13 protein-coding genes are annotated in these 12652 nt (G+C 47.2%); 9 read left to right on the top strand and 4 right to left on the bottom strand.

Annotated elements, in window-relative coordinates; genetic code table 11:
- Positions 1–125: 125 nt before the first annotated feature.
- The 7 genes from ACMUEV_RS16225 (at position 126) to trpE (ending at position 8419) form a co-directional block, all read left to right on the top strand.
- Positions 126–401: an Npun_R1517 family heterocyst differentiation transcriptional regulator gene (locus ACMUEV_RS16225; protein WP_017288067.1), complete on the top strand. Its 276-nt coding sequence runs from the start codon at positions 126–128 to the stop codon at positions 399–401.
- Positions 402–659: 258 nt separating this feature from the next.
- The gene (locus tag ACMUEV_RS16230; protein WP_190652333.1) at positions 660–2063 is read left to right on the top strand and encodes a TldD/PmbA family protein; all 1404 of its coding nucleotides are present in this window, start codon (positions 660–662) and stop codon (positions 2061–2063) included.
- Positions 2064–2224: 161 nt separating this feature from the next.
- Positions 2225–2704, top strand: a complete 480-nt coding sequence (gene ispF, locus ACMUEV_RS16235) for a 2-C-methyl-D-erythritol 2,4-cyclodiphosphate synthase (RefSeq protein ID WP_190652334.1) — start codon at positions 2225–2227, stop codon at positions 2702–2704.
- A 171-nt stretch (positions 2705–2875) separates the two neighbouring features.
- Positions 2876–4864 (top strand): DICT sensory domain-containing protein, encoded by a 1989-nt coding sequence (locus ACMUEV_RS16240; RefSeq protein WP_190652335.1) that lies wholly within the window; start codon positions 2876–2878, stop codon positions 4862–4864.
- A 15-nt stretch (positions 4865–4879) separates the two neighbouring features.
- Positions 4880–5908: a hypothetical protein gene (locus ACMUEV_RS16245; protein WP_190652336.1), complete on the top strand. Its 1029-nt coding sequence runs from the start codon at positions 4880–4882 to the stop codon at positions 5906–5908.
- 424 nt (positions 5909–6332) lie between these two features.
- Positions 6333–6755, top strand: a complete 423-nt coding sequence (locus ACMUEV_RS16250; protein ID WP_017288063.1) for a photosystem I reaction center subunit II PsaD — start codon at positions 6333–6335, stop codon at positions 6753–6755.
- 137 nt (positions 6756–6892) lie between these two features.
- The gene (gene trpE, locus ACMUEV_RS16255; protein WP_190652337.1) at positions 6893–8419 is read left to right on the top strand and encodes an anthranilate synthase component I; all 1527 of its coding nucleotides are present in this window, start codon (positions 6893–6895) and stop codon (positions 8417–8419) included.
- 44 nt (positions 8420–8463) lie between these two features.
- Here the strand turns inward: trpE and ACMUEV_RS16260 are convergent, their stop codons facing one another.
- Genes ACMUEV_RS16260 through clpS form a run of 4 tightly spaced genes read right to left on the bottom strand, consistent with a single transcriptional unit; the run spans position 8464 to position 11399 of the window.
- Positions 8464–9381, bottom strand: a complete 918-nt coding sequence (locus ACMUEV_RS16260) for an NAD(P)H-dependent glycerol-3-phosphate dehydrogenase (protein WP_190652338.1) — start codon at positions 9379–9381, stop codon at positions 8464–8466.
- Positions 9378–10268 carry a lipoyl synthase gene (lipA, locus tag ACMUEV_RS16265; protein WP_326498319.1) on the bottom strand — a complete coding sequence of 297 codons (891 nt, stop codon included), beginning with the start codon at positions 10266–10268 and terminating at the stop codon, positions 9378–9380. The genes ACMUEV_RS16260 and lipA overlap by 4 nt, the downstream gene beginning before the upstream one ends.
- Before the next feature lie 9 nt (positions 10269–10277).
- Complete coding sequence (locus ACMUEV_RS16270; protein ID WP_190652340.1) at positions 10278–11102, bottom strand: CPBP family intramembrane glutamic endopeptidase; 825 nt, start codon at positions 11100–11102, stop codon at positions 10278–10280.
- A 15-nt stretch (positions 11103–11117) separates the two neighbouring features.
- Positions 11118–11399 (bottom strand): ATP-dependent Clp protease adapter ClpS, encoded by a 282-nt coding sequence (gene clpS / locus ACMUEV_RS16275; protein ID WP_017288055.1) that lies wholly within the window; start codon positions 11397–11399, stop codon positions 11118–11120.
- Between the two features lie 243 nt (positions 11400–11642).
- Here clpS and ACMUEV_RS16280 point away from each other — a divergent pair, with 243 nt between their 5' ends.
- Complete coding sequence (locus ACMUEV_RS16280; protein WP_190652341.1) at positions 11643–12002, top strand: hypothetical protein; 360 nt, start codon at positions 11643–11645, stop codon at positions 12000–12002.
- 263 nt (positions 12003–12265) lie between these two features.
- Positions 12266–12601 (top strand): STAS domain-containing protein, encoded by a 336-nt coding sequence (locus ACMUEV_RS16285; RefSeq protein ID WP_190652342.1) that lies wholly within the window; start codon positions 12266–12268, stop codon positions 12599–12601.
- Positions 12602–12652 lie beyond the last annotated feature (51 nt).

The following is a 12652-nucleotide window of genomic DNA, read 5'->3' on the forward strand; positions in this document are numbered from 1 at the left end:
TGTTTCGGCGTGATTTCTTGAAGCACTCAACTTATCTGCATCTTTTTCGTGGCGATCTGCCAATCGAACAGCCTAATTCTGAAACCCTATCCAACTTAACCGCGTCATTGGGACTGCCTGCGTAGATGAATTACGATCCTTTAGAGTGTAAAGTCACAGCTCCAGCAGAGGTTGGAGTTTACGAGTGTGAGGTTCGACTGAAGTTTAGACTGATTGAAGAGAAGGGCGCTTTGAGCAACCCAGAGCAACTTCTAGAGTTTCTCTTAGATGCTTATTCCTGCGGAGCAGATGAATATTTAGAACCTCTGGATGTGGATGTAAAGGCAACGGAGATTTCTGAACTGGCGGCTTCTCCTCAGATGCGTCGCCGTCTCATGCGCCTTCGTAACTCGAAAGATTGAATCGTTCGTAAATTGAATACTTCAAGAAAGGAGCCGACGACAATCCGTGGCTCCTTTTTTGCAGGGTGGCGCGATTAGGCGCACAATTAAGAAGTGAATTTGATAGGTTAGCAGCCTCATGACTCGCGGCTGCCATCTCCTAAATCCGCTATGTCACCTGCTTTCTCGTTGGGAAACTCGCTCGACGAAGTGACTGAATCATTTTGGGGAATTTGACGATCGAATTTGCGACTAATCTAGTGATTTTCTAAAACATCTATGAATTCGGCATTATCTGACGCTAAGAACTTAATTTCTGATTTGATGAGTCGCTACCGTCATCAGGTCGATTATTTGGCAATTCGACTCGAAGCGGCAGAAGGAACCGACATTTTATTGCGAGGTCATAAGATCGAAACGCTGAGTGAAGGAATTTCAATCGGGGGACAGGTTCGCGCTTGCTATAAAGGCGGTTGGGGGTTTTCGAGTTTTAATCAGTTGTCGAGTTTGAAAGAGCGCGTTGAAGATGCGATCGCTGCTGCAAAATTAGTCGGCATTGATGAAACGATTTTGGCGCCTGTTGCGCCAATTCAAGACGATCGCGCTTTACGACTAACAGGAAGCGATCCACGTCAGATTTCGCTTGCTCAGAAAAAATCGCTTTGCCAACATTACGGAGAAATTCTTCGCAGTGTCGATCCTCGGATTGCGACGATTTCGGTGCGATATGGAGATAGCGCCCAGAAAATTATTTTGGCAACGTCTGACGGCAGTCTGATCGAGCAGTCTTGGGTAGACCTAGAGATGCGATTTGCAGCGACAGCCCGTGACGGCGAAACTGTGCAGACAGGGCGCGAAACGGTTGGATCACGCAAGGCTTACGAGGATTTACTGGGACTCGATCGACAAGTTGAAGAAGCCGCGCAGCGCGCTGTCAACTCGCTCGCATTGCCCCCGGTCAAAGGTGGGGCGTATACCGTTGTCATTGATCCGATTCTGTCTGGATTGTTTGTGCATGAGGCGTTTGGGCATTTGTCTGAAGCAGATATGGCATATGAGAATCCGGACATTTTGGAAGTGATGAGCCTAGGGCGACGGTTTGGATCGCCGGAATTGCAGATTTATGATGGAGCCGCGATCGAGGGACATCGAGGCAGCTACTTTTACGATGACGAAGGCGTTCCAGCCACTACGACGCAACTGATCAAAGATGGCGTTTTGGTGGGACGACTGCATTCGAGGGAAACCGCTGGAAAATTAGAAGAAGCGCCGACAGGAAATGCACGCTGCTTGAACTATCACTATCCCCCGATCGTCAGAATGACCAATACCTGGATCGAGCGGGGTAAGACTCCCGTCAAAGATCTCTTTCAGAATATTCAAGAAGGTGTTTATGCCCGCAATTGGATCGGAGGCATGACCAATGGCGAAATGTTTACCTTTACCGCAGGTGAAGCTTGGATGATTCGGAATGGGGAAGTCGCTGAACCCGTAAGGGATGTAACGCTTTCAGGTAATGCATTTAAGACCCTAGCCGACATTGAAGCGATCGGAGATGATTTCTTCTGGGATGAGTCGGGAGGGTGCGGCAAAGGTGGACAGAGTGGATTGGCCGTCGGATGTGGCGGGCCGAGTCTAAGAATTCGAGATGTCGTGGTTGGGGGAGAAGCGATCGACGATTAGCAGAGCGTGTCGCCTAACACCTGAGATTCTCAATGCTTCGGGCGTTTTGATTTTCAGGTTCAGCACGGTGTAACTTTTGCACCTGCATCATCGGAACCTAAATCCAACGCCTAAACTGCGATATTGTAAAAATTGTGATCGATCGTTAATTTCACACTCTCATGAAGCTTCGCATTGGCAACGGATACGATATTCATCGCTTAGTTAGCGGACGAGACTTAATCTTAGGTGGCATCCAGATCGCACATGAAACCGGATTGCTCGGTCACAGTGATGCAGATGTGCTGACTCACGCCATTATGGATGCCATGCTAGGAGCTTTGAGCTTAGGGGATATTGGGCATTATTTTCCGCCGACTGATCCGAAATGGGCAGGAGCCGACAGCATTGTGCTGTTAGAACAAGTTCATCGACTCATTCAAGATCAAGGTTGGCAAATTAGTAACATTGATTCGGTGATCGTGGCAGAGCGTCCGAAATTGAAGCCGCATATTGAAGCGATGCGATCGCGTCTTGCCAATGCTTTGAACCTCACACCTGATCAAGTCGGTGTGAAAGCAACCACGAATGAAAAGATGGATGCAGTTGGGAACGAACAAGCGATCGCATCCCATGCGGTAGTTTTACTAATTCAAGCATGAGTTAAGAAACAAAACATGATTCAGTCATCGATCCCGCTCAACCTTTACAATGGCTGAGAATATAGTCCTATATGGGTCTGGGTCGTCGGCTGAACCCTCAACGACCTCAGCTTCTCGACCTAACTGGAAATTGCACAAAAAATTACACAGTTGGCGGGTTAATTATTATCGATGATTCTTACTGATTCTGTCCTGGAAGCCTTACTGAATGCGCTTCCCCAGGTGCGACCTCAAATCTATTTCAAGTCTTCCTTAACGGCATTGTCCCATGCCATGGAAGACCAAGTTTTAGCAGGTCACGATCGCCCACTGGTGATTGCGAGTTTCCAGCGCGAACGGTTCTATCGTCAAGAAGCGCATCGATATTTGAGAATTGCAAGCCGCACGGATCAAGTTTATGTGCTTGCCGCTCCTGAGACAGATTTCACCAATCGCTCAGAGCATTATGAAACGATCGCGTTTGAGCCAGAGGATGGACTCAGCCAAGAATGGCATTTAGTCGTCATGAGCGAACAATACGCATCGTGTTTGATTTGCCGAGAACGGGATTTAACGACGGAGAATCAATCTGCTCCACCGCTGCATGTCGATCAATCGCGGCGATTTGAAGGCATTTGGACATTCGATCGCGATATTGTCCTCAAAGCCGCTGAGATTTTGTTGCACCGGATTCTGCAATATCGCCCTGAATTGCAAAGCAAGATTGCGCCTGTGCTAGATCAGATGGCAACAGGCATGGTTTCTAAGTTAAATCAAGTCGATCCGGCTCCGTTTGCCGATCGCTTAGTGACTTATTTGCAAGCAGGACAGTACAAATTAGCGAAAGCCTATCGCTCGATCGCTGAAAAAGAACGCAAAGAGCGCTTAGTCAATTCGATCACGTCAGCAGTTCGACGATCGCTGAATCCAACTGAAATTCTGAATGTTGCGGCAGAAGAACTCGGCAAAGTTCTCGGTGCAGAGCGCTGTTTGATTTATCGGTGCAAATCGACTGATTTATCTGCCACTTTAAGTCACGAATATCTCACAGAATCCATGCCGTCTTTAGTAGGGCATGTCTGGACATTACAAGGCAATCCTCTGTTTGAAGAAGTTGCTCAGCGCCAGGAAGCCGTCTTTATTGAAGATACGCAAACCGATCCGCGATTCTCCATGATCAAGGATGGCGATCGTACCTTGCAGGCATTAACGCTCGATTGGAATATTCGATCATGGTTAATGGTTCCGGTTCTGCATCAAAACCAAGTGCTCGGCATGGTGGAATTGCATTATTGGGGTGCAACACCGCATGTTTTAGAGCGCGATGAAGTCGAAATGGTAGAAGCGATCGCGACTCAAATCGGGGTTGCCCTGATTCAAGCCGAATCGTTTGCGAATTTAGAAGATCTCAATCAGCAGTTAGAGGCACTCGATCGCACGCGCAGCAATTTGATCGCGATTACTGGACACGAGCTTCGGACTCCACTTTCAACGATTCAAGTCTGTCTAGAAAGCCTAGCGAGTGAACCTGACATGTCCCCCGACTTGCGGCAAGTCATGCTGAATTCTGCTCTCGTTGATGGAGAGCGGATGCGAAAGCTGATTCAGGATTTTCTCACGTTGTCTCGCCTAGAAAGCGGTCGAGTCGAATGGCGATTTGAACCCTTACCTCTGTGGGAATGCGTCGATTTAGCGCTGAGTAGTCTGCAAACTCGCCGTATGACTACGAATTTGCCGCAAATTGTCACACAGCTTTCAACGGAATTGCCTCTGGTACAAGTCGATGGCGAATGGCTCGTCGAAGTCTTAACCAAACTGCTGGATAATGCTTGTAAATTCACTGACGCTACTGGCAGAGTGACGATTCGAGCACAGCGTAGCGGAGACACGATGCTAGAAGTCATGATTTCTGATACAGGACGCGGAATCGAGGAAAACCGCCTAGAAACCGTGTTCGATCGCTTTTACCAAGAGGAAGGCGCGCTCCGTCGAACGACAGGCGGAACAGGGCTTGGACTTGCGATTTGTCGCCAAATTATTACGAATTGGGGCGGAAAGATTTGGGCAGAGTCGAGCGGCAAAGATTTAGGCAGTGAGTTCCACTTTACGATTCCAATCGTTGCTACAGGCGAGACAAAGAGAACGGCACAGCGGAAAAGAACGTCTCGATCGAGAGACTAATCTTTGACATCAACAATGAAAAGACCGCCGCCCGATTGGGCAAATGATGCAAATTTTCTGAGTCTCACGATTTCAGAGAATCTGATTGTTTTGCCAATCCCAACTTGCCCGCTTCCCAGTGGTTTTACTTTCATTGTGGTCGAAGTAAATAATCCGAGTTCGGGAGACCGATGGGTTAATCTGCATGGTTTTTTGCCAGACTTACTGGATGATTCACTAGAGCCTGTGACAAGGCATTTCGCGCAACCTGATCAATGTGATTCTCTTTACCTCACCCGCATTCATAGCCATCGAGATGCAGGCTCGACGCTGATGTTTCGCTTAGCTTGGCAAGGTGAGAGGTTAGATATGGAAATTAGGACACATTTTGTCCGAGAGCTTCGAGCAACGTTTGAGAATCTGCGAGCGGGTGAATATTTGCTGAGGTTCAAACACTATCTTCCTTCTGGAACAAAATGGAAATCAACCGCTCTAGAAAGCAATTTCAAGACACTACGCTTTGTTGAGCCTGTGGGTTCGGATTATGGAATAGTTGAGGTTGATGGGATTCAATTTGAAGCGATCGCACCCGAAGAAATTTTAATTCCATCTCAGCAAGTCGAATCCAGCATTCCGGTCGAATTCAAATTACGAATTCACAATACTTCGTCAATCCCACAGCTTTTTCTTTTGTTTCAATTGATGCCTGAAATTCAAGACAGCACAGGGCAAGTGCTCGATCGCTCGTATAACCGCAATGCAAGTTATAATCCGCGCGAACTTGATTTTCGCTGGCTGCAACCTGGAGAAGATCTAGCGTTTGCGATAAATGGCGAGTTTTATTGGTATGAGAATCAGCTTCATTTGCGCGGCTATGAGAACTCAGGAGGGTTCTGGGGTTTTACGATTCCAGCAGGAGAATATTGGCTACGAGTCACTTACTGTAAACGTCGATGGAATCGAGACCCAAAATATTGCGAAGATAATGCATGGAAACTACATCGAGAGATTTGGGAGGGATGTGTCTCTACTCCAGTTAAGAAATTTAGAGTGATAACAGACTAATCGTTACTACTCTCAAATTCATCGGCAAATAGAGTTGGCAAATCACGTGCGCCATGAATAATTTTCAGATTCAGAATTTCAATTCCAGATTTGCTCGGCTGATAAAAAATTAAATAATTCTCAAAGTCTCTCTGTTTCTAGACATACATTCCAGCAAGTACTGGAATATCAACATCGTGATTTACGCCTAGATTGAGTTGGGAAAGCAAAAGGGCAAAGGCTTGAGATCAAGCCTCATAACACCATAATCCTCCAGCAATACTGAAATAGGTCGCAATCTGAAGAGCTTCACGATCTAACGATATGAACGATACGTTAGGTGTCTCAACAGGCAGCACACTCTCGCCTATTAACAACTGTTACGGAATCGTTAAACCTGTAAACAGCCGATGATACGATGCCAAAAACGTTTAGAGCGAGACCTATGTCAGAAACTCTTACTGGACAAGCACCTTTGTTCGGAGGCAGCACAGGCGGACTGCTTACCAAAGCCTTAGTAGAAGAGAAATATGCGATCACATGGAGCAGCCCCAAAGAGCAAGTCTTTGAAATGCCCATGTGTGGTGCAGCCAAAATGCGTCAAGGTGACAACTTGCTGTATTTAGCTCGCAAGGAACACTGTCTTGCACTCGGTGGACAACTTCGCACGAAGTTTAAGATCACCAACTACAAGATCTACCGTGTCTTCCCCAACGGCGAAATTCAGTATTTGCATCCCGCAGATGGTGTTTTCCCTGAGAAGGTGAACGAAGGTCGCGTAGCCGTGAATAGCGTGCCGCGCAACATCGGTTCTAACCCCGAACCTGCAAAATTGAAGTTTAGCGGTCGTCTCCCTTACGATCCTTAATTTCAATTTTATTGGTTGTGCTTTTAGGAGCCAAAGTTTAGCCGTTTCGGTTGAAGTTTGGCTCCTCTTGTTGTTTCTGGCATACCAAACTGCTAATTAAGCTTGTATTCTTTAAAGCCAAGCTCAAACGTGATTCTATGATTTCTCCTGATTTTTCTCAGTTTGCCGAACTTGCAAAACAAGGTAATTTTGTCCCGGTTTATCAAGAATGGGTCGCAGATTTAGATACACCTGTCTCCGCGTGGTATCGCGTCTGTGCCGGACAGCCTTATAGCTTTTTGCTCGAATCGGTGGAAGGCGGAGAAACGATCGGGCGATATAGCTTTTTAGGATGCGATCCGTTGTGGATTTTAGAAGCGAAAGGCGATCGCACAACCCAAACGCATCGAGATGGCACTCAGCAAGTTTTTGAGGGCGATCCATTTACGACATTGTCTGAATGTTTAGCGCCTTATCATCCGGTAAAAGTGCCAGAATTACCACCAGGAATCGGGGGACTGTTTGGGTTCTGGGGATATGAACTGATCAATTGGATTGAGCCGCGTGTCCCGATTTATCAGGCGACAGAAGACGATTTGCCCGATGGGTTATGGATGCAGATCGATCAAGTGTTGATTTTTGATCAAGTGAAGCGGAAAATTTGGGCGATCGCTTATGCCGACTTGCGTGATCCAAATACAGATTTAAAGGCAGCTTATCAACAAGCGTGCGATCGCGTTTCTCAACTCGTCGATAAACTCAAAGCTCCCTTTTCCGAGGAAGATCGCCTCCTGTCTTGGACACCAAAGAATGATACTTCGGTGAATTGGACGAGTAACACGACGAAAGAACAGTACTGTGCCAGCGTAGAGACCGCAAAGAACTATATCAAAGCGGGTGACATCTTCCAGGTTGTGATTTCTCAACGGCTTTCTTCAGAATTTGAAGGCGATCCGTTTGCCTTGTATCGATCGTTGAGATTGATTAATCCTTCGCCTTACATGGCGTATTTCAACTTTGGCGATTGGCAGATCATTGGCTCAAGCCCAGAAGTCCTGGTGAAAGCAGAACAAGCAAGCGATCCAACTGAACCCAGAATTGCTACTGTTCGCCCGATCGCAGGAACTCGCAAACGCGGCAAAACTCATGCAGAAGACGTTGCCTTGGAACAGGATTTACTCGCTGATCCAAAAGAAGTGGCTGAGCATGTGATGTTAGTTGATTTAGGACGCAATGACTTAGGGCGGGTTTGCATCAATGGCACTGTCAAAGTTGACGAACTGATGGTGATTGAGCGCTACTCTCATGTCATGCACATTGTCAGTAATGTGATTGGACAGCTTTCACCCGATAAATCCGCCTGGGATTTACTCAAAGCCGGATTTCCTGCTGGAACGGTGAGCGGTGCGCCGAAAATTCGAGCAATGGAAATTATTCATGAGTTAGAACCTTGTCGGCGGGGAGTTTACTCCGGCGCGTATGGTTACTATGACTTTGAAGGGCAATTGAATAGCGCGATCGCGATTCGGACAATGGTTGTTCGCGATCAAGGCAACGGCAAACATACCGTGAGTGTGCAAGCTGGAGCCGGACTCGTCGCTGATTCTGTCCCGGAAAGCGAATATCAGGAAACCCTGAACAAGGCGCGGGGGTTGTTAGAAGCGATTCGATGTTTACAATCTTAAGTGCGATCGAAGGGGGGTGGATGAACGATTCGCCCCACTGCAATCTACTGTTCGGGTTTACTATCACGCTGCATCAGTTCATTGACTGCCAGTTGAGGCGTAATTTCCCCTCGCAGTAAGCGATCGACTTGAGTCGAAATCGGCATCGAAATTCCTTGCTCTTTTGCCAGTCTGACTAAAACTTGAGAGGTATTAATTCCCTCGGCTGTCCCTTCCAAATTTGTGAGAATGTCATCGAGCGATCGCCCTTGAGCCAGCCCACATCCCACCTGATAATTACGGCTCAACGCACTGCTGCAAGTCGCCAACAAATCCCCTAATCCCGACAATCCGTAAAACGTTTCTGGTTTCGCGCCCCAAGTTGTCCCCAAGCGAATCATTTCAGCCAGTCCACGTGTGACTAATGCTGATTTTGCATTGGTTCCAAGCTGCAATCCATCACAGGCACCCACTGCGATCGCAATCACATTCTTCAACGTGCCACCCAGTTCAACGCCTAGCGGATCAGAGTTGGTATACACCCGAAATCGACTCGATGAAAAGGCTCGTTGCACTTGATCTGCAAGCGTTTGATCCTGGCTTGCAACTACACTCGCTGCGGGTAAACCTTGCTGAATTTCTTTCGATAAATTTGGGCCTGATAAAACTGCGATCGCACTCTTTTCAAATGCAGATTGCCAAACCTGGGACGGCAACAAGGGCAAAGCCTGATCACTAACTGATTGTGAATCTAGCCCCTTTGTGGCGGTCACAATGGCGGGAATCGGAATGGAGATTTGTTCAATAACAGAACGAACCCCTTTCATCGACACAGCAGAGATTACCAGTTCAGAATTTGCGATCGTATCGTTGAGCGATCGCTCACTGCGACGCGACCAGATCGACACGTCATGCCCATTATCGCGGACTAATCCTGCCAGCGTTGACCCCCAGGCCCCCGCCCCAATCACAGCAATCTTCATCGCGGATACTGTTCCATCAATGCGCGAACCTGCTCTGCGTGATACGAGCTACGAGTCAGCGGAGTCGAAACAACTTGTAAGAAGCCAATCGACTCGCCATATTCTCGCCACGCATCGAATTGCTCTGGAGTCACGAAGTCTTTTACGTCTAAATGCTTCTGAGTCGGCTGGAGATATTGACCAATCGTTAAAATATCGCAGTTCACCGATCGCAAATCTCGCATCGTTTGGCGCACTTCTTCATCAGTTTCGCCAAGTCCAACCATGATCCCCGACTTCGTATAAACGTGAGGATTAATGTCTTGAACTTTTTGCAGGAGTTCTAGCGATCGCGCATAATCCCCTTGCGGACGCACCCGACGATAAAGCCGAGGAATCGTTTCAGTATTATGATTCAAGACTTCCGGTGATGCGCTGAGAATCGTTGCCAGAGCGTCCCAGTTGCCACAGAGATCAGGAATGAGCAGTTCGATCGTGGTTTTTGGTGAAACAGCTCGAATTCCTTCAATACAGCGAACAAATTGCGATGCGCCTCCATCGGGCAAATCATCCCGATTCACAGAAGTAATCACAACGTGGTTCAGATTCATCCGCCGAACGGCTTCTGCCAAGCGAGTTGGCTCTGTCGGGTCGAGCGCTTTCGGCTTCTTTTCAAAATCAATATCGCAATACGGACAAGCCCGCGTACAAGCTGGACCCATGATTAAAAACGTCGCTGTACCTGCATTGAAGCATTCGCCGATATTGGGACAAGATGCCTCTTCACAGACTGTATTTAGTTCGAGATCTCGCAGAATTTCTTTAACGCTGCCGACTCGTTCCCACTGCGGAGCCTTAACTCTTAACCACTCTGGCTTAACAACCACGTTTTTAACCCGATGTGCGATTTGCGTGATCTATCTTAACGCTCTTACACTCGCTTTTTTGAGACTCAACGAGATCGCGCTCAATGCCAAAATCCCAATCAGCCCTGCCAACGGATTTCGATCAATTCCCGTCACCCACTCCGGAGCGTGATTCGTATACTTCACCAATTGCCCGACATTCACTAAGTAATAGCCCCACACCAATCCAGCATGAAGTCCGATCGATCGACCTAATCGCCCTTCTGTTCCTCGTTTCGCCCAAACTAAAGCTACTCCAAGCAGCACCAGCGCAAAAAACTGCGGTCGAGTGCCATGAACGATCGCAAAAATGAAACTACTCACCCACAAGGAAATCCGAGGCGAATAATCCCGATCGAGTTCATTCAGCAACCATCCGCGAAACAGCAATTCCTCTGCAAAGCCAACTGCGATCGCCATCACCCCACCTTCTAACAGAATTCGGGGAAACGAACTTTGTGGAGTTTGCCACTGCACCAAGCCCAATAGACCTTGCAGTAAAAACATCAGCATCAAACTGCCAAGCCCGATCGCAAGCCCTTTCAGCAGATCGCGAACAGTTTGACGAGGCTGCCTGAGTCCATAAGTTTTGAAGAGATTCTCGTGGTAAACCGCTCGACTCCAAACTCTCACTAAGACAATGAATTCGAGGTACAAAATCACCAGCGTCACGATCGAAGCAAGATTTCGAGCCGCATCATTTACGCCATAAAGAACAGAAATCACCCACTCGATTGGGAGCTTCACAGGCAACCAAATTGCCAACAACATCAGCAAAAATAGCCCAATCCGGATCGGAGTTGGGCGGTGAGCAAGGTTGGCAAAATTAAGCTTCAAGTCGGGTTCTGAGGTTTATTCGTCAGGCTCGATCGTACTATCTAAGCCCTTCATTTTCAGCGTTTCGCTATAAAACTCCGCATGTTCCTGAGCACAGGTGATCACAAGTCCAACGCCACTATTGTGCGTTTCCATCATGATATTGACCGCTTGGGGCTGGGTCAGACTGGGAACCGTTTCCATCAGAGCTTGCACCACGTATTCCATCGTGTTGTAGTCATCGTTATGAAGCAAAACACGATAGCGAGGGGCAAGTTTACGGGTTGTTGAGCGCTGTTCAATCGTTTCAACAGACACAAGTCTTTCCTCTCGGTAAGCAATTAGGGGTTTACTACAATGTTGTGGGCAAATCCACCCACCTAATTTTAATGACTTCGACCAAAATTGGCGAAATCAGATGGATTGTTTGAACAATCCGGGTTTAAACGAATTTAATCTAGCGATCGTATTCTAGCTTGAAGCTCCCAGACGCGACTCAAGAGTAGCAGATCTAATTTTCAGACCTCTAGAATTAGAAATAGCAACCTTCAACCGTTTTCTATGACCGCGCTGATCAAGTTTCATGCCTCCCAAGTTGTTTTTCTCGAACACGACCATTCACGCCTCTATGCTGAAGTGGTGCAATTCGTAGAGTCAAGGCAGCTTTGCTGGGTGCGCCCGATCGCACTCGTCACCGACCCAGAACAGAGGTGGACAGATTATCAGTACTGGATGATTCAAGATCTGCGAGATGGCTCCGATTTGATGTGTCCGGCTCGTCTCTTTCATGAAGCATTAGATACCGAGGTATTGCCCTTACTCGATCGACTGTATCAACTGCAAGATTCTAAACCTCAATCCTCAGATTTACATCAATTCATCCACGAGATTTGGCAAGCGCATCCTGAAGCATTTCAATAACTTTATGGTGTAGTGAATAATACGTAAATATCTCAGCCAAAATAGTTGGTTATATAACGATTTAGCTTATGCCTTTTACTGCCGAAATGTGTAAAATTACACATTTTTGGATTTCAAGCTTACTGAAAAATTTAAACAATTGAGGTAATCAAGTGAAGTTTCTGCGAAACTCGTATTTCTCTCTAGGCTTTCGCGGATGCCGACAGTTATCGTCAAAGCGTTCACATGAAAGTTGTGTTTGAGAGCTTAAAGGGTAAGTAGTTATGCAGAGTTTGCTCGTTCGTCCACAGGCTGTCATCATCCGTCCTTGCGGTTCTCTCAATGCTGCGAATGCCGCAGAATTTCAACAGCAACTAAATGCAGCCGTTCTCTCAGAGCACAATAACGCCCTTGTGGTTGATATGAGCCAGGTTGAAGCCTTAGATAGCGCTGGCTTGATGGCACTGGTTTCCACTTTGAACTTAGCAAAAGTGAATCAAAAGCGTCTCAGTCTGTGTTCTGTTTCCTCCTCAGTCCGGATCGTATTTGAACTGACTCAACTCGATCGCGTATTTGAAATCTTCGAGAGTATTTCTGGATTTGAACTTGCCGCAGCCTAATTTCCCAAATTCGCCTTGCGTTCGTCGCTATACTAAAAGACTCGAACGCAT

It is taken from the genome of Leptolyngbya sp. FACHB-1624 (assembly GCF_047649235.1).
In the GTDB taxonomy this organism is placed as follows: Bacteria; Cyanobacteriota; Cyanobacteriia; order Leptolyngbyales; family Leptolyngbyaceae; genus Leptolyngbya; species Leptolyngbya boryana.